Origin of the sequence: Streptomyces sp. GSL17-111, from assembly GCF_037911585.1 — a bacterium.
Classification (GTDB): domain Bacteria; phylum Actinomycetota; class Actinomycetes; order Streptomycetales; family Streptomycetaceae; genus Streptomyces.
In genome coordinates, this window is record NZ_JBAJNS010000001.1 from 2,853,400 (window position 1) to 2,875,034 (window position 21,635).

General features: G+C 70.4%; 17 protein-coding genes. 12 read left to right on the plus strand and 5 right to left on the minus strand.

The features are described 5' to 3' along the window. The first annotated feature begins 80 nt into the window (after nt 1-80). Together V6D49_RS12640 and V6D49_RS12645 are read left to right on the plus strand one after the other, a co-directional pair. On the plus strand, nt 81-734 hold the full coding sequence (locus tag V6D49_RS12640; protein ID WP_340559625.1) for a PadR family transcriptional regulator: 654 nt from the start codon (nt 81-83) through the stop codon (nt 732-734). Nucleotides 735-782: 48 nt separating this feature from the next. Next, a complete protein-coding gene (locus V6D49_RS12645) occupies nt 783-1,865 on the plus strand; it encodes an inositol-3-phosphate synthase (RefSeq protein WP_340559627.1) in 1,083 nt (360 codons plus the stop codon). Nucleotides 1,866-1,972: 107 nt separating this feature from the next. On the opposite strand, the gene V6D49_RS12650 is transcribed toward V6D49_RS12645, so the two are convergent. The 3 genes from V6D49_RS12650 to V6D49_RS12660 all read right to left on the minus strand — a co-directional run bounded on the left by V6D49_RS12650 (nt 1,973) and on the right by V6D49_RS12660 (nt 4,698). Beyond that, nucleotides 1,973-3,004: an alanine racemase gene (locus V6D49_RS12650; RefSeq protein WP_340559629.1), complete on the minus strand. Its 1,032-nt coding sequence runs from the start codon at nt 3,002-3,004 to the stop codon at nt 1,973-1,975. Between the two features lie 90 nt (nt 3,005-3,094). Beyond that, nucleotides 3,095-4,216: a lipid II:glycine glycyltransferase FemX gene (locus V6D49_RS12655; protein WP_340559630.1), complete on the minus strand. Its 1,122-nt coding sequence runs from the start codon at nt 4,214-4,216 to the stop codon at nt 3,095-3,097. A 128-nt stretch (nt 4,217-4,344) separates the two neighbouring features. Next, nucleotides 4,345-4,698 (minus strand): hypothetical protein, encoded by a 354-nt coding sequence (locus V6D49_RS12660; RefSeq protein ID WP_340559631.1) that lies wholly within the window; start codon nt 4,696-4,698, stop codon nt 4,345-4,347. Nucleotides 4,699-4,976: 278 nt separating this feature from the next. On the opposite strand from V6D49_RS12660, the gene rpsF reads away from it, so the two are divergent. From rpsF to rplI, 4 genes are all read left to right on the plus strand, one after another. After that, entirely contained in the window at nt 4,977-5,267 is a 291-nt protein-coding gene (rpsF, locus tag V6D49_RS12665; RefSeq protein WP_191210517.1) for a 30S ribosomal protein S6, read from the plus strand. Between the two features lie 79 nt (nt 5,268-5,346). Beyond that, nucleotides 5,347-5,901 (plus strand): single-stranded DNA-binding protein, encoded by a 555-nt coding sequence (locus V6D49_RS12670; RefSeq protein ID WP_340559632.1) that lies wholly within the window; start codon nt 5,347-5,349, stop codon nt 5,899-5,901. Between the two features lie 62 nt (nt 5,902-5,963). Further along, nucleotides 5,964-6,200: a 30S ribosomal protein S18 gene (gene rpsR / locus V6D49_RS12675; protein ID WP_003978893.1), complete on the plus strand. Its 237-nt coding sequence runs from the start codon at nt 5,964-5,966 to the stop codon at nt 6,198-6,200. 17 nt (nt 6,201-6,217) lie between these two features. Then, nucleotides 6,218-6,664, plus strand: a complete 447-nt coding sequence (gene rplI, locus V6D49_RS12680) for a 50S ribosomal protein L9 (protein WP_191210519.1) — start codon at nt 6,218-6,220, stop codon at nt 6,662-6,664. 96 nt (nt 6,665-6,760) lie between these two features. Here the strand turns inward: rplI and V6D49_RS12685 are convergent, their stop codons facing one another. After that, a complete protein-coding gene (locus V6D49_RS12685; RefSeq protein ID WP_340559634.1) occupies nt 6,761-8,143 on the minus strand; it encodes an MATE family efflux transporter in 1,383 nt (460 codons plus the stop codon). Nucleotides 8,144-8,599: 456 nt separating this feature from the next. Here V6D49_RS12685 and dnaB point away from each other — a divergent pair, with 456 nt between their 5' ends. From dnaB to V6D49_RS12700, 3 genes are all read left to right on the plus strand, one after another. Continuing rightward, nucleotides 8,600-10,075 carry a replicative DNA helicase gene (dnaB, locus tag V6D49_RS12690; RefSeq protein WP_340559635.1) on the plus strand — a complete coding sequence of 492 codons (1,476 nt, stop codon included), beginning with the start codon at nt 8,600-8,602 and terminating at the stop codon, nt 10,073-10,075. 86 nt (nt 10,076-10,161) lie between these two features. After that, a complete protein-coding gene (locus V6D49_RS12695; protein WP_340559636.1) occupies nt 10,162-11,628 on the plus strand; it encodes a glycosyltransferase family 87 protein in 1,467 nt (488 codons plus the stop codon). A gap of 61 nt (nt 11,629-11,689) precedes the next feature. Beyond that, nucleotides 11,690-12,985: an MFS transporter gene (locus V6D49_RS12700; RefSeq protein WP_340559638.1), complete on the plus strand. Its 1,296-nt coding sequence runs from the start codon at nt 11,690-11,692 to the stop codon at nt 12,983-12,985. 81 nt (nt 12,986-13,066) lie between these two features. On the opposite strand, the gene V6D49_RS12705 is transcribed toward V6D49_RS12700, so the two are convergent. Next, nucleotides 13,067-14,551 (minus strand): CCA tRNA nucleotidyltransferase, encoded by a 1,485-nt coding sequence (locus V6D49_RS12705; RefSeq protein ID WP_340559639.1) that lies wholly within the window; start codon nt 14,549-14,551, stop codon nt 13,067-13,069. A 264-nt stretch (nt 14,552-14,815) separates the two neighbouring features. Here V6D49_RS12705 and V6D49_RS12710 point away from each other — a divergent pair, with 264 nt between their 5' ends. The 3 genes from V6D49_RS12710 (at nt 14,816) to V6D49_RS12720 (ending at nt 21,618) form a co-directional block, all read left to right on the plus strand. Next, on the plus strand, nt 14,816-17,092 hold the full coding sequence (locus tag V6D49_RS12710) for a DUF6049 family protein (RefSeq protein ID WP_340559641.1): 2,277 nt from the start codon (nt 14,816-14,818) through the stop codon (nt 17,090-17,092). A 49-nt stretch (nt 17,093-17,141) separates the two neighbouring features. Next, the gene (gene murJ, locus V6D49_RS12715) at nt 17,142-19,637 is read left to right on the plus strand and encodes a murein biosynthesis integral membrane protein MurJ (RefSeq protein WP_445330514.1); all 2,496 of its coding nucleotides are present in this window, start codon (nt 17,142-17,144) and stop codon (nt 19,635-19,637) included. 139 nt (nt 19,638-19,776) lie between these two features. Continuing rightward, complete coding sequence (locus tag V6D49_RS12720; protein ID WP_340559644.1) at nt 19,777-21,618, plus strand: protein kinase family protein; 1,842 nt, start codon at nt 19,777-19,779, stop codon at nt 21,616-21,618. Nucleotides 21,619-21,635: the final 17 nt, after the last annotated feature.

Consider the following 21,635-nt stretch of genomic DNA (forward strand, 5'->3'; position numbering starts at 1 on the left):
ACGCGTCGCTGCGGTGCACGACAACGGTCAGTGTGGACATCGGCGAACGGGCCGCGAGGCGGGAAGGAGGCACGGCGCCTATGAGCAGGCGTTCCGGCATCCTCGAGTTCGCCGTTCTGGGCCTGCTGCGGGAGGCCCCCATGCACGGGTACGAGCTGCGCAAGCGGCTCAACACCTCGCTGGGCGTCTTCCGCGCCTTCAGCTACGGCACGCTCTATCCCTGCCTCAAGACACTCGTCCAGCAGGGATGGATCACCGAGGAGGAAGGCGGCCTCACGGAGGACCCGCGGGCCGCGGCGCTGACCGGTAGGCGGGCGAAGATCGTCTACCGGCTCACCGCCGAGGGCAAGGAGCACTTCGAGGAGCTGCTCGCCCAGACCGGTCCGGACGCCTGGGAGGACGAGCACTTCGGAGTGCGCTTCGCCTTCTTCGGGCAGACCTCGCGGGACGTGCGCATGCGGGTCCTGGAGGGCCGCCGCAGCCGCCTGGAGGAGCGCCTCGACAAGATGCGCGCCTCACTGGCGCGCACCCGCGAGCGGCTGGACGACTACACCCTCGAGCTGCAACGCCACGGCATGGAGTCCGTGGAGCGCGAAGTCCGCTGGCTCAACGAGCTGATCGAGAGCGAACGTGCGGGGCGCGATCAGCGCGAGCACCGCCAGTCAGGAGACACGGGCGATCTGCCCCGGCATCGGGGCGGTACCCGACCGGATTCGTCCGATGACACCACCTGAGTCCCGCATGGTGCGGGATTCATTCGAGTACAAAGGGGAGCAACCGGAATGGGTTCGGTTCGCGTAGCCATCGTCGGCGTGGGCAACTGCGCCGCCTCGCTGGTCCAGGGCGTCGAGTACTACAAGGACGCCGACCCGGACAGCCGCGTCCCGGGTCTGATGCACGTCCAGTTCGGCGACTACCACGTCCGGGACGTGGAGTTCGTGGCCGCCTTCGACGTCGACGCCAAGAAGGTCGGCCTCGACCTGGCCGACGCCATCGGCGCCAGCGAGAACAACACCATCAAGATCTGTGACGTGCCCAGCACCGGCGTGACGGTCCAGCGCGGTCACACCTACGACGGTCTCGGCAAGTACTACCGGGAGACCATCGAGGAGTCGGCCGACGAGCCGGTCGACATGGTGAAGGCGCTCAAGGACGCCGAGGTCGACGTCCTCGTCTGCTACCTGCCCGTGGGCTCCCAGACGGCCGTCGAGTTCTACGCGCAGGTGGCCATCGACGCCAAGGTCGCCTTCGTCAACGCCCTCCCGGTGTTCATCGCGGGCACCAAGGAGTGGGCCGACAAGTTCACCGCGGCCGGTGTGCCGATCGTCGGCGACGACATCAAGTCCCAGGTGGGCGCGACGATCACGCACCGCGTGATGGCGAAGCTCTTCGAGGACCGCGGCGTCATCCTGGACCGCACGATGCAGCTCAACGTCGGCGGAAACATGGACTTCAAGAACATGCTCGAGCGCGAGCGCCTGGAGTCCAAGAAGATCTCCAAGACGCAGGCCGTGACGTCGCAGATCCCCGACCGCGACCTCGGTGAGCACAACGTCCACATCGGTCCCTCGGACTACGTGGCGTGGCTCGACGACCGCAAGTGGGCCTACGTCCGACTCGAAGGCCGTGCCTTCGGCGACGTGCCGCTGAACCTGGAGTACAAGCTGGAGGTCTGGGACTCCCCGAACTCCGCGGGAGTCATCATCGACGCGCTGCGCGCCGCGAAGATCGCCAAGGACCGGGGCATCGGCGGCCCGATCCTGTCGGCCTCCTCCTACTTCATGAAGTCCCCGCCGGTGCAGTACTTCGACGACGTGGCCCGGGAGAACGTCGAGAAGTTCATCAGGGGCGAGGACGAGCGCTGAGCGCCGGACCGTCGCACTGATCCGGCGCGAGTCGGCCGGTCGCCGTGAAGGGGGTCGTGTTTCACGTGAAACACGACCCCCTTCACATGTGCTGCAGGGGTCGGCGCTCAGCGCTCCACGAGCCGGTCGAACGTCGTCGTCGTGTGCCGCAGGTGGGCCTCCAGCTCGTCGCCCACGTGCGGTTCGCGCGCCTCCGCCGGCACGAACAGGATCGAGACCTGCATGTGCGGCGGCTCGGCGAACCACCGCTGCTTGCCGTCCCAGACGAAGGGCGACAGGTTGCGGTTCACCGTCGCCAGCCCCGCCCGCGCGACGCCCTTGGCCCGTGAGGTCATGCCCTGCAACGCCTTCGGCGCTTCCAGGCCCACCCCGTGGGAGGTACCACCCGCGACGACGACCAGCCAGCCGTCCCCCGGGGCCCTCTGCTGCCGGTAGCCGAACCGGTCGCCGCGCGCGACCTGTGTGACGTCCAGGACGGCGCCCTTGTACTGCGTGGTCGCGTGGTCCCCCAGCCACAGCCGCGTACCGATGCGCGCGCGGAAGCGGGTCTGGGGGAACTGCTGCTGGAGCCGCTGGAACTCGTCGGCCCGCAGATGGCTGACGAACATCGTGTCCAGCGGAAGCCGCGCGGCCCGCAGCCGGTCCATCCAGCCGATGACCTCCTCCACGGCGTCCGAACCGTCGGCGCGGTCCAGGGGCAGATGGATCGCGAAGCCCTCCAGCCGCACGTCCTCGATCGAGGCCCGGAGCTTGCCGAGGTCCTCCTCCTGGACGCCGTGCCGCTTCATCGAGCTCATCACCTCGATGACGACCCGCGCACCGACGAGCGCACCGACACCGTCCACCGAGGAGACGGACCGGATGACCCGGTCGGGCAGCGGCACCGGCTCCTCGCTGCGGCGGAACGGGGTCAGCACCAGCAGGTCCCCGCTGAACCAGTCCTTCATGCGGGCCGCCTCGTAGGTCGTGCCCACGGCCAGGATGTCCGAGCCGAAGCGCGTGACCTCCTCGGCGAGCCGCTGGTGACCGAAGCCGTAGCCGTTGCCCTTGCAGACGGGGACGATGCCGGGGAACTGCTCCAGCACCGTCTGCTGGTGCGCTCGCCAGCTGGACGTGTTGACGTAAAGGGAGAGCGCCATGCCGGTGGGGGACCTTTCTCGTGTACGCGGGCCTGGTGGACGGAGAGCGGCCCGGCCGGTGTTCGGTCGACCGGCGCGGGCGAGAGGGGGTCAGCGACGCGACATGTAGATGTCGAGCGCCTTGTGCAACAGCTTGTTGAGCGGGAAGTCCCATTCGCCGAGGTACTCCGCGGCCTCCCCGCCGGTACCGACCTTGAACTGGATCAGCCCGAAGAGGTGGTCGCTGTCATCGAGCGAGTCCGAGATGCCCCGCAGGTCGTAGACACTCGCGCCGAGCGCGTAGGCGTCCTGCAACATGCGCCACTGCATGGCGTTGGACGGGCGCACCTCACGCTTGTGGTTGGCGGAGGCGCCGTAGGAGTACCAGACGTGCCCACCGACGACGAGCATCGTCGCGGCCGCGACCGGCTCGCCCTCGTGCACGGCGAAGTACAGCCGCATCCGGTTGGGGTCCTCGTTGTTGAGCGCCTTCCACATCTGCTGGAAGTAGCTCAGCGGGCGGGGCCGGAAGCGGTCGCGCTCGGCCGTCACCTCGTAGAGCCTCTGCCACTGCGGAAGGTCGTCGAAGCCGCCCTGGACGACCTCCACGCCGGCCTTCTCGGCCTTCTTGATGTTCCGCCGCCACAGCTGGTTGAAGCCCTTGTGAACGTCCTCCAGGCTGCGCTGTTCCAGCGGGACCTGGAAGACGTAGCGCGGCTGGACGTCGCCGAAGCCGGCGCCACCGTCCTCACCCTGCTGCCAGCCCATCCGGCGCAGTTTGTCGGCCACCTCGAAGGCGCGCGGCTCGATGAAGGTCGCCTCGACGTCGCGCAGGCGCTTCACGTCGGGATCCTGGATGCCCTTCTTGATCGCGACCGCGTCCCAACGGCGGATCACCACCGGCGGGCCCATCTTCACCGAGAACGCGCCCTGGCTCTTGAGGTGCGCCAGCATGGGCTTGAGCCAGTCCTCCAGATGGGGCGAGTACCAGTTGATCACCGGCCCTTCCGGCAGGTACGCGAGATAGCGCTTGACCTTCGGCAACTGCCGGTAGAGCACCAGCCCGGCACCGACCTGCGCGCCCGTGCGCTCGTCGAACCAGCCCAGGTTCTCCGCGCGCCACTCGGTCTTCACGTCCGCCCACGCCGGGACCTGACAGTGGCTGGCCGACGGCAGGCTCCGGATGTACGCCAGATGCTCTTCGCGGCTGATGGTCCTCAGGGTCAGGCTCATTCGGGGGCGCTCCTCCGGCGTACTTCGCAGGGTCTGGCGCGAAGCCTACTGGTCCGGGGAACGCCCCGTACGGGGCGCGGCACGGCCGGAGCGGACGTCACCACACCGGTCCCGTGCCGCAGCGACGATCAGAGCGCGCTGAAGCCGCCGTGGCGGTCGCCGAAGAAGCCGTCGAAGAAGCCGCCGTTCGCCATGCCGAGGTACAGGCCGAAGGCGGCCATGCCGAGTCCGATGATCAGCAGGAAGCGCTCGGCGGTCGTCGCGGAGATCATCTGGCCGCGCAAGCCGGTCAGGACCCCCACGAGGCCCACCCAGGACGCCAGGATGTGCAGCCCGGCGAAGAAGGACGTGACGAAGGCGACGAGCCCCAGCACGATCGTCGCCGCGGCGAAGGCGTTCTCCACCGGATGCGCCCGGCCGTCGGTGTTGAGCACGGACAGAAGGCCGTGCCGGTGGTCGTGCTGCCGTGTTGCCTGTGCCATGGGGCACCTCCCAGCGGAAGGCGGCGCGCTGTGGCGCCGCTCACACCCGTTGTGTCCAGATTGCGGGGTGCTCGGGCCGGATTTCAACCGGAAGGCCCATCGCGGGTAGGCTGTGCCGTCTGCACCGGTGTCTGTCCCGTCCGCCCACGCTGCTCCGGCCGAATCCGGGGACTGTCAGTGGCGGCGGATATAACGGCAGGGACCGTGGCTACACGCATACACAACCCTCCTGCCACGGAACGACCGTGGCCGCCGAGTCCAGAGGAGGTGGGTTCCACATGCGTCACTACGAGGTGATGGTGATCCTCGACCCCGATCTCGAGGAGCGCTCTGTCGCCCCCCTGATCGAGAACTTCCTTTCCGTTGTCCGTGAGGGCAAGGGGAAGGTCGAGAAGGTCGACACCTGGGGCCGTCGTCGTCTCTCCTACGAGATCAACAAGAAGCCCGAGGGCATCTACTCGGTCATCGACCTGCAGGCCGAGCCTGCGGTCGTCAAGGAGCTCGACCGCCAGATGAACCTGAACGAGTCGGTCCTCCGGACCAAGGTGCTCCGTCCCTCCGTTCGCTGAGCCCCGGCTCACGGACGAAGGCCCCGAGTAGCAGCGCCACGCAGCCCCAGCAGCCAGCAGCACGCCGAGAGGTACCCCCATGGCAGGCGAGACCGTCATCACGGTCGTCGGCAATCTTGTCGACGACCCCGAGCTGCGCTTCACCCCTTCCGGTGCGGCGGTCGCGAAGTTCCGCGTCGCGTCCACGCCCCGCACCTTCGACCGGCAGACGAACGAGTGGAAGGACGGCGACAGCCTGTTCCTGACCTGCTCGGTCTGGCGGCAGGCGGCGGAGAACGTCGCCGAGTCCCTGACCCGGGGTACCCGGGTCATCGTGCAGGGCCGCCTCAAGCAGCGGTCGTACGAGGACCGTGAAGGGATCAAGCGCACGGTCTACGAGCTGGACGTCGACGAGGTCGGCGCCAGCCTGCGCAACGCGACCGCGAAGGTCACCAAGACCAGCGGGCGCGGCGGCGGTCAGCAGGGCGGCGGCGGCTGGAACAGCGGTCCCGGCGGCCAGCAGGGCGGGGGCGGTGCCCCCGCCGGCGACCCGTGGGCGACCGGTGCTCCGGCCGGCGGCCAGCAGGGCGGCGGTGGCAACAGCGGCTGGGGCGGCGGCTCCGGCGGCGGCTACTCGGACGAGCCCCCGTTCTGACCGGTTCCGACCGGCCGGAAGCGGGCTCACCCGCAACTTCTTGAACTCACTGGAGAGAGACCATGGCGAAGCCGCCTGCTCGCAAGCCGAAGAAGAAGGTTTGCGTTTTCTGCAAGGAGAAGATCTCCTACGTCGACTACAAGGACACGAACCTGCTGCGGAAGTTCATTTCCGACCGCGGCAAGATCCGTGCCCGCCGGGTCACCGGCAACTGCACCCAGCACCAGCGCGACGTCGCCACGGCCGTGAAGAACAGCCGTGAGATGGCGCTGCTGCCCTACACGTCGACCGCTCGATAAGGAAGGGTGACCGCATCATGAAGATCATCCTTACCAACGAGGTGTCCGGCCTCGGCATCGCCGGGGACGTCGTCGACGTCCGTGACGGGTACGCCCGCAACTACCTGCTCCCCCGTGGTTTCGCGATTCGCTGGACCCGCGGTGGCGAGAAGGACGTCGAGCAGATCCGTCGAGCCCGCAAGATCCGCGAGATCGCCACGATCGAGCAGGCCAACGACGTCAAGGCGCAGCTCGAGGGCACCCGCGTGCGCCTCAAGGTCCGCGCCGGCGACGGCGGCCGGCTCTTCGGCTCCGTCACCCCCTCCGACATCGCCACCGCGGTGAAGTCGGCCGGCGGTCCGGACGTGGACAAGCGCCGCATCGAGCTGGGCTCCCCGATCAAGACCCTCGGCGCGCACGAGGTCTCGGTCCGGCTGCACACCGACGTCGTCGCCAAGGTCGGCGTCGAGGTCCAGGCCGCGTAACCACTGCGCTGCCGACCGGCTCACGGAAGCGGGCCGCACCCTGCCGGGGTGCGGCCCGCTTCGCCGTGCGGGGGCCGCCCGCCCGGGCGCACCCTCTCAGACGCGGACGGCCCCGGTGACCATCCACCGGCCGGAGCGGGCCCGCGCCCAGAGCGTCACCAGACGCGTCGTCATCATGAGCCCGGCGATCGTCCACCACAGGGCGGTGAGGCCGCCCCCGAGGGCCGGTACGGCGAGGGCCACCGGGGCGAACACCACCAGCACGGCCAGCATGGCCCAGGCCAGGTACGGTCCGTCGCCCGCGCCCATCAGAACCCCGTCCAGGACGAACACCACACCCGCCACGGGCTGGGTGAGGGCCACGACCAGCAGCGCCGGCATCAGCACCTCGTGCACGCCCGGATCGCTGGTGAACAGGGGCAGGATGAGCGGCCGGGCCAGCAGGACCAGCAGGCCCAGCACGACCCCGGAGGCGATGCCCCACTGCACCATGCGACGGCAGGCCGCCCGGGCCCCGGCGGCGTCGTCGGCACCCAGGTACCGGCCGATGATGGCCTGGCCCGCGATGGCGATGGCGTCGAGTGCGAAGGCGAGCAGCGACCACAGGGTGAGGGTGATCTGGTGCGCCGCGACCGAGGCGTCTCCCAGCCGCGCCGCGACGGCCGTCGCGATGAGCAGCACCGCGCGGAGCGACAGGGTGCGCACGAGCAGGGGTGCGCCGGCCTGGGCGCAGGCCAGGATGCCCGCCGCGTCGGGACGGAGGGATGCGCCGTGTCGACGCGCTCCGCGCACGACGACCCCGAGGTAGACGGCGGCCATGCCGCACTGGGCCAGCACGGTCCCCCAGGCGGAGCCCGCGATGCCGAGGCCCACGCCGTAGACGAGGACGACGTTAAGCACGGCGTTGGCCGTGAAGCCCGCGATCGCGACGTACAGCGGCGTCCGGGTGTCCTGCAGGCCGCGCAGCACTCCCGTGGCCGCCAGGACGACGAGCATGGCGGGGATGCCGAAGAGGCTGATCCGCAGGTACGTCACCGCGTGCGGGGCCGCGGTGGCCGAGGCGCCGAAGGCGTCGACGAGGGCCGGGGCCAGCGGGTACACGACGGCGAGGACCGCCAGGCCGAGGACGAGGGCGAGCCAGATGCCGTCCATGCCCTGCCGGATCGCGGCGGGCAGGTCCTGCGCGCCGACGCGGCGCGCCACGGCGGCCGTGGTGGCGTAGGCGAGGAAGACGAAGACGTTGACGCCGGTGGTGAGCAGCGCCGCCGCGATCCCGAGACCGGCCAGCTGCGGCGTGCCCAGGTGGCCGACGATGGCGCTGTCGGCCATGAGGAAGAGCGGTTCGGCCACCAGGGCGCCGAAGGCCGGCAGGGCGAGGGCGAGGATCTCGCGGTCGTGGCGGCGCCGGGTGGAGCGTCGGCCGGCGTGGGCGACGTCCGACTCCTGCCGGGAGCCGGACGTGGGGCGGAGCGGGGGCATGAGGAGATTCAAACATCCACAGGTAATAAGCACAATGCATCGATGACCCTTACAAAGGTCAACGTCCGGGCGGCCTCGACCGCTCTCCGCCCCTGTTCGCGCAGCTCGACGTCGACTTTTTCCCCTGCACAGCCGGTGGACGGAGAACATGCAGGTCAAGCGGGGTGCTGCGGGTCCCGGGTGAGCTTCTCCACAGGCCTGTCCCCCGCCCCGTGCACAGGTTCACGGCAGTTCTCCACAGGATGGGGCACGTCACCCACAGGGCCCTGTGGATAACCGAATTGGCCCAGCTCCCGTGCGGCCGTACCGTTGTCCGGCGCCCGCCCCGCGTTCCCCTCGTCTTCGCCGCACGACCCACATGACGTAACCGGAGTGCGGCGCCTCAGTTGTCAGAGCTGTGCCGTAGAAAGCCAGAGGAACTGCGCGCTGCGGCTCGCACGGGAGGAGGTGGGCAGGGTGACTCAGCCCGAGCATCTGGAGGACCCCTGGGCGGCGACGCCCACCGCCGAGCGGCCCGGTGACCGCCTTCCCGTCTCCCGCCCCCGGCGCGGGGGCGAGCCCGAGGGCGAACAGCACGACCGCAGTCACGACGGCTTCTCCGGAAGTACCTTCGAACGCGTCCCGCCGCAGGACCTCGCCGCCGAACAGTCGGTCCTGGGCGGCATGCTCCTGTCGAAGGAGGCGATCGCGGACGTCGTGGAGGTCCTGCAGGGGCAGGACTTCTACCGCCCGGCGCACGAGACGATCTACCAGGCCGTCCTCGACCTCTACGCCAAGGGAGAGCCGGCCGACCCGATCACGGTCGCGGCCGAGCTCACCCGGCGCGGCGAGCTCACGAAGGTCGGCGGCAACGGCTACCTGCACTCGCTGGTCCAGACGGTTCCCACGGCCGCCAACGCCGAGTACTACGCGGAGATCGTCCACGAACGGGCCGTCCTGCGGCGCCTCGTCGAGGCCGGCACCCGCATCACCCAGATGGGATACGCGGCCGACGGCGACGTCGACGAGATCGTGAACTCCGCGCAGGCCGAGATCTACGCCGTCACCGAGCAGCGCACGTCCGAGGACTATCTGCCGCTCAACGAGATCATGGAGGGCGCCCTCGACGAGATCGAGGCCATCGGCTCCCGCAGCGGCCAGATGACCGGCGTGCCCACCGGCTTCACCGACCTCGACTCGCTGACGAACGGCCTCCACCCGGGACAGATGGTCGTCATCGCCGCCCGCCCCGCCATGGGCAAGTCCACGCTCGCCCTCGACTTCGCCCGAGCGTGTTCCATCCGCAACAACCTGCCCAGCGTCATCTTCTCGCTCGAGATGGGACGCAACGAGATCGCGATGCGTCTGCTGTCCGCCGAGGCCCGCGTCGCCCTGCACCACATGCGGTCCGGCAGCATGACGGACGACGACTGGAACAAGATCGCCCGGCAGATGCCGCAGGTCACCGACGCCCCCCTCTACATCGACGACTCACCGAACCTGACGATGATGGAGATCCGCGCCAAGTGCCGGCGCCTCAAGCAGCGCAACGACCTCCAACTGATCGTCATCGACTACCTCCAGCTCATGCAGTCCGGCGGCTCCCGGCGTCCCGAGTCCCGCCAGCAGGAAGTCTCCGAGATGTCGCGGAACCTGAAGCTGCTCGCCAAGGAACTCGAAGTCCCCGTCATCGCGCTGTCCCAGCTCAACCGTGGACCGGAACAGCGCACCGACAAGAAGCCGATGGTCTCGGACCTGCGTGAGTCCGGCTCCATCGAGCAGGACGCCGACATGGTGATCCTCCTCCACCGTGAGGACGCCTACGAGAAGGAGTCCCCCAGGGCCGGCGAGGCCGACCTGATCGTGGCCAAGCACCGCAACGGCCCCACCGCCACCATCACGGTGGCGTTCCAGGGCCACTACTCCCGCTTCGTGGACATGGCCCAGACCTGACCCGCTGCCGTGGGGGGGGCGAACGGCGTCGGTGCGGGTCGGTGCCTCGGGGCTGGGTCGAGGCGGTGTGAGGCAGGATGTGGGGCATGACGAGCGTGCGTGACGAGGGGGTCGTGCGGCCCACGGTCGAGGACGAGGTCGCTGCCGCCGGGAGTGAGCTGATCGGCGGCCCCGTGGGGCGGCGCGCGCTGCTCGGTGCGCACTGGTGGACACCCGTGCGGGTCGTGGCGCTGTGTGCGTTGGGCCTTTTCGCCCTGGGAATGGTGCAGAAGCTGCCCTGCTACGAGGGCGGTTGGTTCTTCGGCCAGGGTGCCCAGTACGTGCACGCCTGCTACTCCGACATTCCGCACCTCTATACGGGCCGGGGTTTCGAAGCGGGCATGACCCCGTACTTCGACCGCATCACGCAGTACTCCGGGGGCATGGAGTTCCTGGAGTACCCCGTGCTGACCGGGCTCTTCATGCAGGTCGCCGCCTGGTTGACGCCCGACTTCGCCCAAACGATGCAGGAGCAGCAGGCCTACTGGCTGGTCAACGCCGGGATGCTGATGGCCTGCACCGCGGTGCTCGCGGTGTGCGTGGCCCGCACCCACCGCAGGCGCCCCTGGGACGGGCTCCTGGTGGCGCTGGCCCCGGCCCTCGCGCTGACCGCCACGATCAACTGGGACCTGCTGGCCGTCGCCCTGACGGCGGCCGCGATGCTGATGTGGTCCCGGAGTCGTCCGCTGGCCTTCGGCCTGCTGCTCGGCCTCGCCACGGCCGCCAAGCTCTATCCCGTGCTCCTGCTGGGTCCCCTGCTCGTGTTGTGCTGGCGTGCGGCCCGCTGGCGGGCGTTCGGTGCGGCACTGGTGGGCACAGCGGTGTCGTGGCTGGGGGTCAACCTGCCGGTGATGCTGTTCGCGGCGGAGGGCTGGGCGACGTTCTACACCTTCTCCCAGGAACGGCCCGTGGACTACGGCTCGGTCTGGCTGATCATCTCCCAGCAGACCGGTCAGCCGTTGGAGAAGGCCAACGCCTACGGCATCCTCCTGATGCTGCTGGGCTGCGCGGCCATCGCCTTGCTGGCCCTCTACGCACCCCGTCGGCCGCGCTTCGCGCAGTTGGCCTTCCTGGTGGTGGCCCTCTTCATCCTCACCAACAAGGTCTACTCGCCGCAGTACGTGCTGTGGCTGATCCCCCTCGCCGCCCTCGCGCGCCCTCGCTGGCGCGACTTCCTGATCTGGCAGGCCTGCGAAGTCCTCTACTTCCTCGGCATCTGGATGTACCTGGCCTACACGACGGGCGGGAACGAGCAGGGTCTGCCGCAGGACGGGTACCACGTCGCGATCGCCGTGCACCTCATCGGCGTGCTCTACCTGTGCGGCATGGTCGTCCGAGACGTGATGCTGCCCGAGAACGACCCGGTCCGCCGGGACGGTTCGGACGATCCCGCCGGCGGAGTGCTCGACGGTGCCCCCGATGCCTTTACGGCGAACGGGACTCTCTCAGGTGACTCCGAGCCGTCGTTCGACGCGGAGGGCCGCACCGTACGCTGGGGGAACCCGAGCGGCTGAACGGAGTCCTCAGGCGCTGTTTCACGTGAAACATGAGAACGACCGGAAGCCGAGGCGACGTATGCCCGCCGTACGGGGGAACCTGATCCACGACGCACGGACCCTCGCGCGGTTCCGGAACTTCCGCCGGCTCCTCACGGTCCGCCTCCTGTCCCAACTGGCTGACGGTGTCTACCAGGTGGCTCTGGCGGCATACGTGGTCTTCTCCCCCGAGCGGGAAGCCTCGGCGGGAGCCATCGCGGGAGCTCTCGCCGTGCTGCTGCTCCCCTACTCCCTCCTCGGCCCGTTCGTCGGCGTGCTGCTGGACCGCTGGCGCCGTCGTCAGGTGCTGCTCTTCGGCAACCTGCTGCGTTCCGTCCTGGCTCTCGGCACCTGCGCCCTGGTGCTGGCCTCCGTCCCGACGTGGTTGTTCTACCTCTCCGCCCTCTCGGTCACCGCCGTCAACCGGTTCATCCTGGCCGGGCTCTCCGCAGCACTGCCACGCGTGGTGGACGGCGACCGCCTGGTGATGGCCAACTCGGTCTCGCCCACGGCGGGGACCCTCGCAGCGACCCTGGGCGCCGGGCTGGCCCTCGGTCTGCGGGCCCTCCTCAGCGAGGGCGCCACCGCGGACGCCTGGGTGGTACTGAGCGCAGCCGCGATCTACGCACTCGCCGGACTCTCGGCGCTGCGGATGGGGCCCGATCTCCTGGGCCCCGATCCCGCACAGGCGCAGCCCCGTGTCCTTGCGGCAGTCGTCGGCACGGCTCGGGGGCTCGTGGACGGGGTCCGTCACCTGGTCCACCGGCGCATCGCCGCTCACACGCTGCTCGCCGTGGGCGTCATGCGCTTCTGCTACGGCGGACTGACCGTCATGGTGCTGATGCTGTGCCGCTACGCATGGAGTGACAGCGTCTCGGAGGGGATGGCGCTCCTCGGTGTCGCGCTCGCCGTGTCCGGCCTCGGTTTCTTCGTCGCGGCCGTCGTCACCCCCTGGGGCGCCCGACGGCTCGGCCGGCTCGGCTGGATGGCTTGGTGCGCGACGGGCGCAGCCGCCCTCCTGCCTGTGTTGGGTCTTCCGTTCCAGCCCGTCCCCATGCTGGCCGCCGCCTTCCTCCTGGGCGCGGCATCCCAGGGAGCGAAGATCATCACTGACACCGTCGTGCAGTCTGCCGTGGACGACGGCTTCCGCGGGCGGGTGTTCGCCCTGTACGACATGCAGTACAACGTGGCGTTCGTCGGGGCGGCGGCGGTGGCCGCGCTGGTGCTGCCTCCCGATGGCCGGTCGGCCGCTCTCGTCGTCGGCATCGCGGTGCTGTACGGGCTGACGGCCGTCGGGGTTTTCCGGCTCAGGACGATCGAGTCGAGGCAGCCCTGACAGCGGACCCATGGGCTCGGCTCGTGGACGGTGGGCTGTGTTTCACGTGAAACACAGCCCACCGTCCCGCTCGCTCGCGTATCAGCCCTGCTGCTCCGCCCACCACTTCTTGAGCAGGGAGACCGCCGCCTCCCGACTCATCGGACCGTGCTCCAGCCTCTGGTCCAGCAGGAACCGGTAGGCCGCGCCGATCTCCGGGCCCGGCTTCAGGTCCAGGGCCTCCATGATCTCGTTGCCGTTGAGGTCCGGGCGGATCGCGTCCAGTTCCTCCTGCTCCTGCAGCTGGGCGATGCGCTCCTCCAGACCGTCATAGGCGCGTGAGAGCGCGGCGGCCTTGCGCTTGTTCCTGGTGGTGCAGTCGGAGCGGGTGAGCCTGTGCAGCCGGTCCAGGAGCGGGCCCGCGTCGCGTACGTAGCGCCGCACTGCGGAATCCGTCCACTCGCCCGAGCCGTACCCGTGAAAGCGCAGGTGTAGCTCGACGAGTCGGGAGACGTCCTTGACGAGCTCACCCGAGTACTTCAGTGCCGTCATCCGCTTCCGGGTCATCTTCGCCCCCACCACCTCGTGGTGGTGGAACGAGACCCGACCGTCCTTCTCGAAGCGTCGCGTCCTCGGCTTCCCGATGTCGTGCAGGAGGGCGGCCAGGCGGAGCGTGAGGTCCGGTCCGCCGTCCTCCAGATCCATCGCCTGCTCCAGCACGGTCAGCGAGTGCTCGTAGACGTCCTTGTGCCGGTGGTGCTCGTCCCGCTCCAGCCGCAGGGCGGGCAGCTCGGGCACCACGCGCTCGGCCAGTCCGGTGTCCACCAGGATCTCCAGCCCCTTCCGGGGATGGTCGGAGAGGACCAGCTTGTTCAGCTCGTCCCGGACCCGTTCCGCCGAGACGATGTCGATGCGCTCGGCCATGTCGCGCAGGGCCGCCAGCACGGGCCCGGCCACGGTGAAGTCGAGCTGGGCCGCGAACCGGGCGGCCCGCATCATCCGCAGCGGGTCGTCCGAGAAGGACGCCTCCGGGGTGCCCGGCGTGCGCAGCACCCTGCGCGCCAGATCCTCCAGACCTCGGTGCGGATCGATGAACTCCTTCTCCGGCAGGGCCACCGCCATCGCGTTGACCGTGAAATCACGACGCACGAGGTCTTCCTCGATGGAGTCGCCGTAGGACACGTCCGGCTTCCGGGAAGAACGGTCGTAGATCTCGGACCGGTAGGTCGTGACCTCGATCTGGTACTCCTGGGCGCCTTCGTCCTCCTCGACGGCCTTGATACAGCCGACCGTGCCGAAGGCGATGCCGACCTCCCACACCGCGTCCGCCCACGGCCGCACGATCTTCAGGACGTCCTGCGGGCGCGCGTCCGTGGTGAAGTCCAGATCGTTGCCGAGCCGCCCCAGCAGAGCGTCCCGTACTGATCCGCCGACCAGGGCGAGGGAGAAGCCGGCGTCCTGGAAGCGCCGGGCCAGGTCGTCGGCCACGGGGGACACCCTCAGCAGCTCCGTCACCGCACGGCGCTGCGCGGTGCTGAGCTCCTGGTTCGGCTGCTGGACGTTGCTGTCAGTCTTGGCGTTCGGCACAACAGCACAGGGTACGTGCCGCTTCCCGCCCGCCGCGCACCCATTCCGCTCCGGTGCCGCCGTAGGCCCTTATCCCGGTGCGCGCGGGGAGGCTGGGGGCGTGACGTACACCGCGGCACCCCCGGCCCGCAGGGCTCGTTAGCATCGGGAGAGCGGCAGACCACCAGCGGTAGAGCGGAAGACGGGACGGACGATCGCGTGGCCGAAGCGCCGAAGACCCCGGGGAGGCATTCCGCCCCTGCGCCCAGACGTCGACTGCACCGCATGGCGACGGCCGTCATGCTCTCGCCGCTACTCGCGAGCGCCCTGCACGCGGCACCGGCCTCAGCGGCTCCCGCCGCCCCCGCCCTCGGCACCAGCACCGGGAGCACCACACTGACCGACGCGGAGGCGGGCGCCGAGGCGGCCGAGGTGTCGATCACCAAGGTGAGCCCCGTGATCCCCGACGGGGAGGACACGCTCACCATCAGCGGAAGCGTGACCAACCGGTCACGCGATGCTCTCACCGAGCTTGAGGTCAACCTTCGCACCGGCCCGGTCCTCACCACGCGGAGCTCGATCGAGCGGGCCGCCGACCGAGAGGGCTTCGCCTACGACCAGGACGGCCGGGAGGTCACGGACGACGCCACGGCGCTGCCGATGGAGGACCTGCCCTCCGGTAGTACGCGGTCCTTCACGCTCGACGTGCCGGTAGAGGACCTCGGGTTCGACGAGAGCGGGACGTACCAGCTCGGTGTGGCCCTGTCCGGTCACACCCGTTCCGTGGGGTACGAGCAGGTGCTCGGTATCGAGCGGACCTTCCTGCCCTGGCAGCCGGAGCCGGCCTCGACCCGTACCGACATCACGTTCCTGTGGCCGCTGGTCTCCACCCCGCACCTCACCGCCCGTACCGCATCGGACGAACAGCAGACGCCCGTCTTCCGCGATGAGGACCTTCTCGACGAGATCTCCCCGGGCGGGCGCCTCTACGAGCTCGTACGGCAGGGGGCCGACCTCCCGGTGACGTGGGTCATCGACCCCGACCTCCTCGCCTCGGTGGACGCGATGCGACAGGCCTACCAGGTCGAGACGCCCGACGGGCCGGTCGCAGGACGCGGCCAGGACGTCGCGAACCGGTGGCTCAACGATCTCCAGGACGCCACCGAGGACCGCGAGGTCGTCGCCCTTCCCTTCGGTGATCCCGACGTGGCCTCCCTGGCCCACCGCGGCCGCGACGTGTCCGGCTCCCTGGGGCATCTGCAGACGGCCACCGCGGCGGCCGAGGTCACCACCGAGACGATCCTCAACACCACTCCCGAGACCGACTTCGCCTGGCCGGTGGAGGGCGCCGTCGACGGCTCCGTCGTCGCTGTCGCCACCTCGGCGGGGGCCCGGAACGTCATCACGCGCAGCGACAGCCTGCGGGAGGACCGCAGCCTCCCCTACACGCCGAACGCCGCGCGGCCGATCGGCGGGGGCATCACCGCGGTGTCGGCGGACGCCACGCTGTCCACTCTGTTCCGCAGCGACATGACCCGGGCGGACACCACCACGGACGCGGTCCAGCGGTTCGTCTCCCACACGCTGTCCATCACCGAGGAGAACCCGACGAAGCGCCGCAGCATCCTTGTGGCGCCGGAGCGCATGCCCACGGCGAGCCAGGCGGGGGTCATGGCGACGGCCGTGGAGGCGCTGGCGGAGCACGGCGGCTGGGCCCGCTTCATCGACCTCGCCGAGACGGCGAAGGCGGAGCCGGACGCTCGGGCGAACCGGAAGGTGCCGGGGGCCAAGGCCTATCCCGAGCGGCTACGGGAGCAGGAGCTGCCCACCGAGGCCTTCGAGTCCATGCGGGCGACGCAGACCACCCTCAAGGACTTCGCGGTCATCCTCAGCCAGGAGGACCGCGTGGTGACGCCGTTCGGCAGTGCCGTCCGGCGCGAGATGTCCACGGCCTGGCGCGGCCGTGGCGAGGAGGCCCAGGCATACCGGGAGTCCGTCCACGACTACCTCATGAGCCTCACCCAGCAGGTCCAGCTCGTCCCGAAGTCGCCCATGACGCTGTCCGGCCGGAGCGCCACCATCCCCGTGACGGTGCAGAACAACCTGGTGCAGGAGGTCGACGGCCTGGAGCTGCGGCTGACCTCCGGGCGCCGGATCGGGTTGGAGATCGACGACGAGGTCAAGTCCGTCGTCGTCGAGGGCGGACACAGCCAGTCGATCACCTTCGACACCTCGGCCAAGGCGAACGGCCGCACCTTCCTGACCGCCCAGCTCTACACCGAGGACAACAAGCCGTACGGCGAGCCGATGACGTTCCAGGTCGACGTCACGGAGATCACCTCCACCGTGCTGCTCGTCATCGCCGGCGGCGTCCTGCTCGTCGTACTCGCCGGCGTGCGGATGTACACGCAGCGCAAGCGACGCGGCCCCCGACCCGACCCCGACGCCCCGCTTTCCTCCGGCGAGGACGTCCCCGAGGACGACTCCGGGGCGACCGGAAGCGAGGACACCGGGCCGGAAAGCACGGAGTCCCCCGGACCAGGTGAGAAAGTGGACCGTTGAGCGAGGTACCGGGCCGAACGCCGGCGCGACTGATGAGGTGGGGTACGCAGTGAATGTGCCGTACGACCGCGAGGGCGGTGAGCGGGGACCGGCCGCACCGGGCGAGGAGGGACACGACGCGTACGTGCAGGACGCCTATGCCGCCGACCCCTACCGCAACCGCGACCTCGCCTCGCAGGACCCGGTGGACGAGGCACTGTACGACCGTGCCGAGCACCCCCCGCCACCCCCGCCCCCCGCGCCGGAGACGCTCTACCAGCCGCCGCAGGCTCCACCCCACGCACCGGATCCCCGCCGGTGGGCCACACCCCCCGCGCCCGAGCCCGACGGGCCCTCCCGGCATCTGCCCTACGCCGACGAGGCGGCGCGCGTCCAGTACACCGGTGTGGACGAGCTGATCACCCGGGCGCCCGACCATGACGACCGCCACGGCGCCGTCCCCCGCGAGCGGCCCGAGGACGCCTTCGCGCACCTCTTCCGGGATCAGCAGCAGATTCCGCAGCAGCCGCCGCAGCACCCGTACGGCCACCCCGGCTCCTCCCCTGCCTCCGCACAGGCCGGGCCGCCGTACGGGGTGCCGTACGAGGGCCAGGACCGGCAGCAACCGGCCTCGAACCGCGGACCGCAGCCGCCCGGCGCCCCGTACGCCCACCAGGCGCCGTACGGGAGCGGGGGGGCACCGCAGCACCCCGGGTACGCGCAGAGCCCCGAGTACGCGCAGTACGGCGAGTACGGAGAGCCGCCACGGGCACCGCACCACCAGGCGCCGGCGGGCGCCGTCCCGCAGCACGAGGCTCCGCTTTCCCCGCCCGCTCCCGGTGCCCCGCCCACCGCGACCACGGCGCCCCCGCAGGACGCCCCGACCGGTGACGCGGCACGGCCCGCTCCCGCCAAGCCCGGCGGCCGCCGCGGCGGCGGCGGACTGCTGAAGTCCAGCGCGGTGATGGCCGCAGGCACCCTCGTGTCCCGCATCACCGGCTTCGTCCGCACGCTCGTGATCACCGCCGCCCTCGGCGCAGCTCTCCTCGGCGATGCCTACACGGTCGCGTACACGCTGCCCACCATGGTCTACATGCTGTCGATCGGCGGCGGCCTCAACTCCGTCTTCGTGCCGCAGCTCGTCCGGGCCATGAAGAACGACGAGGACGGCGGGGAAGCGTACGCCAGTCGGCTGCTCACGCTCGTGATGGTGATCCTCGCCGGTCTGACGCTGCTCACCTTCCTGGCCGCGCCGCTGCTGGTACGCATGCTCTCGGTGTCCATCGCGGACCGCCCCGACGCGAACAACGTGGCCGTGACGTTCGCACGCTACTGCCTACCGACGATCTTCTTCATGGGCGTGCACGTCGTCATGGGGCAGATCCTCAACGCCCGCGGCCGGTTCGGCGCCATGATGTGGACGCCGGTCCTCAACAACCTCGTCATCATCTTCACGTTCGGCTCGTTCATCTGGGTCTACGGCAGCGCGGAGAGCTCAGGCCTCGGCGTCGGGAGCATCCCGCCCGAGGGCATCCGGCTCCTCGGCGTCGGGACCCTGCTCGGGTTGGTGGTCCAGGCCCTGGCGATGCTGCCCTACCTCCGGGCCGCGGGCTTCCGCTTCCGGCCCCGCTTCGACTGGAAGGGGCAGGGTCTCGGCAAGGCCGCCAAGCTGGCCAAATGGACGTTCTTCTTCGTGCTCGCCAACCAGGCCGGCCTCCTGGTCGTCACGCAGCTCGCCACTGCGGCGGGGGCCGAGGCGGCGGCCGGAGGCAACGACGGCGCCGGCATCCTCGGCTACCAGAACGCCCTGCTCATCTGGCAGATGCCGCAGGCCATCATCACCGTCTCCGTCATGGCCGCGCTGCTGCCCAGGCTCTCCCGCTCGGCCCATGACGAGGACCGGGACGCCGTCCGTGACGACCTCTCGCACGGCCTGCGCACCTCGGCGGTCGCCATCGTGCCGATCGCCTTCGCGTTCCTGGCCCTGGGCGTGCCGATGTGCCTCGTGCTCTACGCGTCGGTGGGTTCCGACCCGGCGACGTCGATGGGCCTGATCCTCATGGCGTTCGGCCTCGGGCTCATTCCCTACTCCGTGCAGTACATCGTGTTGCGGGCGTTCTACGCCTACGAGGACACGCGCACGCCCTTCTACAACACCGTCATCGTCGCGATCGGCAACGCGGCGGGCGCCGGTCTCTGCTACCTGCTGCTGCCCGGCCGGTACGCGGTCGCGGGCATGGCCGCCACCTATGGCCTGGCCTACGTCATCGGCGTCGCCGTGGCCTGGCGCCGACTGCGCGCCAAGCTCGACGGCGACCTCGACGGCTCCCGCATCGCCCGCACCTACGCCCGGCTCGGGCTCGCCAGCGTTCCGGGCACCCTCGCGGGTGGCGCGGCCGCCTACGGCATCGTGCGGACGCTCGGTGACGGCTTCATGGGCGGGCTGAGCGCGCTCGTCGCAGGATCGCTCGTCATGGCGGTGCTCTTCGTCCTGATGGCGAAGCGACTCCGGATCCAGGAAATGACCGCGATGATCGGCATGGTCCGCGCCAAACTCGGTCGCTGATACCACCCCAACCGCCCTCCCGTGTCGTGCGCCACGGGGGAGGGCGGGCACAATTGGCTGTGGCCGGTCCCGGCCCGCCCGATGTACCGGGCACATCGGGCCGGTACGGGACGGAACGGACGGGGAGGCAGGAGCGACGGTGGCGGAACGGAGCACAGCTGCCGTCGACGTGGGGCACTCGGGCGGTCAGGGCGGTGGCGAGAAGACGCCACGCACCGACACCGCCGAGGACACCGCGGCCGACGGTGCCACGCCCCAGCACGAGGACCGGGAGGCAGACGCCGCTGCCGCCGACAGCACCGAGGACACGGCGCCCCGCGAGGACGCCGCTTCGCCACCTGCTTCGGCCTCCCCCGACGACGGCACCGCCTCCTCGGACGATCCTGGGCGGACGCCCGCAGCGCCCGCCCGAGCCACCCGGCCGAGCCCGCCACCTCCCGAGCTGCACAGCGGCCACAAGCTCGCCAAGCGCTACCGCCTGGAGGAGTGCGTCACCCGGCTCGACGGCTTCAGCAGCTGGCGTGCCGTGGACGAGAAGCTGCGCCGAGCCGTGGGCGTCCACGTGCTACCGGCCGACCACCGGCGCGTCCGTCCCGTCCTGGCCGCCGCCCGCTCCGCCGCGCTCCTGGGCGACCCCCGCTTCGTCCAGGTCCTGGATGCCGTCGAGGATGGCGAGCTGGTCTACGTCGTCCACGAGTGGCTCCCGGACGCGACGCCACTGACGGCGCTTCTCGCCGCCGGTCCGCTGCCCGCCCACGAGGCCTACGAGCTGGTGCGGCACCTCGCCGGGGCCTTGGCGGCGGCCCACCGCGAGGGACTCGCACACCTCCGGCTCACCCCGGGCGCCGTGCTGCGCACCGTGACCGGCCAGTACCGCATCCGCGGCCTCGCGGTGAACGCGGCGCTGCGCGGCATCTCCTCGGACACCCCGCAGCGCTCCGACACGGAGGCCATCGGCGCGCTGCTCTACGCCGCCCTCACCCGGCTCTGGCCGTACGAGGAGGACGCCTACGGGCTGAGCGCCGCCACCCAGCTTGCCGGCGGCACCCTGATGCCTCCCGACCAGGTCCGCGCGGGCGTTCACCGAGGGCTGTCGGAGCTGGCCATGCGTGCTCTGGTCAACGACGGGGCAACGGCCTCCAGCGAGAACCCGCCGTGCACGACGCCCGCGGAGCTGGTGGCGGCCGTCGCCGAGCTGCCACGCATCCGTCCCCCGGAGCCGGACTTCGTGCATCCGGCACCGTACGAGCGGACCACCTACCAGCAGGGCGTTCTGGCGGCGGACCGCGGACCCGTCGGGCCCGGGGCCCGCCCCGGGCTGGTCGCCGACGCGCCGCCCGCGCTGCCCGGCGGCCGGACCGGCAAGGCCCTCAAGTGGGGGGTTGCGGCGCTCCTGGTCGCCGCCCTGAGCCTGGGCAGCTGGCAGGTCGCCGACACGTTGCTGCGTGGTGACCGCGGAACGGACACGACGCAGCAGAACGAGGACGACGCGGAGGAGCAGAGCAAGGACTCCCCGGCCGAGAAGCCGGAGACCGGGGAGCCGGTCAGCATCGAGTCGGCCCGCATCCTCGATCCCGGCGGCGTGGGCCGTGAGAGCGCCAAGGACGCGGCCCTGGCCTTCGACGGCGACGAGGGCAGCTACTGGCAGACCCTGTACTACGCCAGCGCGCAGTTCGGGAACCTCAAGCCGGGAGTGGGGCTCATCCTGGACCTCGGCTCCGTGCAGCAGGTGAACACACTCGACGTCCGGTTCCGGGGAGAGACGGCCGTCGACTTCCTCGCCGCACCATCCTCATCGAGCGGTGAGCCGGACTCGCTGCACGATTTCAGCATGGTCAGCAGCGGCCGTGGGTCCGAGGTCGCCCTGGAGGCGAAGAAGCCGATCAAGACGCGGTACGTGCTGGTCTGGCTCACGGAGCTACCGCTCACCGAGGACGGCGAATACCGTGGCCGGATCACGGAGATCGGCATACGGAGCTGATCCGGATCCGTACCCAG

What these genes read in the sequence shown, in the direction of transcription:
- rplI (WP_191210519.1), top strand. Translation starts at nt 6,218, where the DNA reads ATGAAGATCATCCTTACCAACGAGGTGTCCGGCCTCGGCATCGCCGGG.
- V6D49_RS12710 (WP_340559641.1), top strand. Translation starts at nt 14,816, where the DNA reads ATGGCGACGGCCGTCATGCTCTCGCCGCTACTCGCGAGCGCCCTGCAC.
- V6D49_RS12685 (WP_340559634.1), bottom strand. Translation starts at nt 8,143, where the DNA reads ATGCCCCCGCTCCGCCCCACGTCCGGCTCCCGGCAGGAGTCGGACGTC.
- rpsF (WP_191210517.1), top strand. Translation starts at nt 4,977, where the DNA reads ATGCGTCACTACGAGGTGATGGTGATCCTCGACCCCGATCTCGAGGAG.
- V6D49_RS12670 (WP_340559632.1), top strand. Translation starts at nt 5,347, where the DNA reads ATGGCAGGCGAGACCGTCATCACGGTCGTCGGCAATCTTGTCGACGAC.
- V6D49_RS12695 (WP_340559636.1), top strand. Translation starts at nt 10,162, where the DNA reads ATGACGAGCGTGCGTGACGAGGGGGTCGTGCGGCCCACGGTCGAGGAC.
- V6D49_RS12700 (WP_340559638.1), top strand. Translation starts at nt 11,690, where the DNA reads ATGCCCGCCGTACGGGGGAACCTGATCCACGACGCACGGACCCTCGCG.
- V6D49_RS12660 (WP_340559631.1), bottom strand. Translation starts at nt 4,698, where the DNA reads ATGGCACAGGCAACACGGCAGCACGACCACCGGCACGGCCTTCTGTCC.
- V6D49_RS12640 (WP_340559625.1), top strand. Translation starts at nt 81, where the DNA reads ATGAGCAGGCGTTCCGGCATCCTCGAGTTCGCCGTTCTGGGCCTGCTG.
- V6D49_RS12650 (WP_340559629.1), bottom strand. Translation starts at nt 3,004, where the DNA reads ATGGCGCTCTCCCTTTACGTCAACACGTCCAGCTGGCGAGCGCACCAG.
- V6D49_RS12645 (WP_340559627.1), top strand. Translation starts at nt 783, where the DNA reads ATGGGTTCGGTTCGCGTAGCCATCGTCGGCGTGGGCAACTGCGCCGCC.
- V6D49_RS12655 (WP_340559630.1), bottom strand. Translation starts at nt 4,216, where the DNA reads ATGAGCCTGACCCTGAGGACCATCAGCCGCGAAGAGCATCTGGCGTAC.
- rpsR (WP_003978893.1), top strand. Translation starts at nt 5,964, where the DNA reads ATGGCGAAGCCGCCTGCTCGCAAGCCGAAGAAGAAGGTTTGCGTTTTC.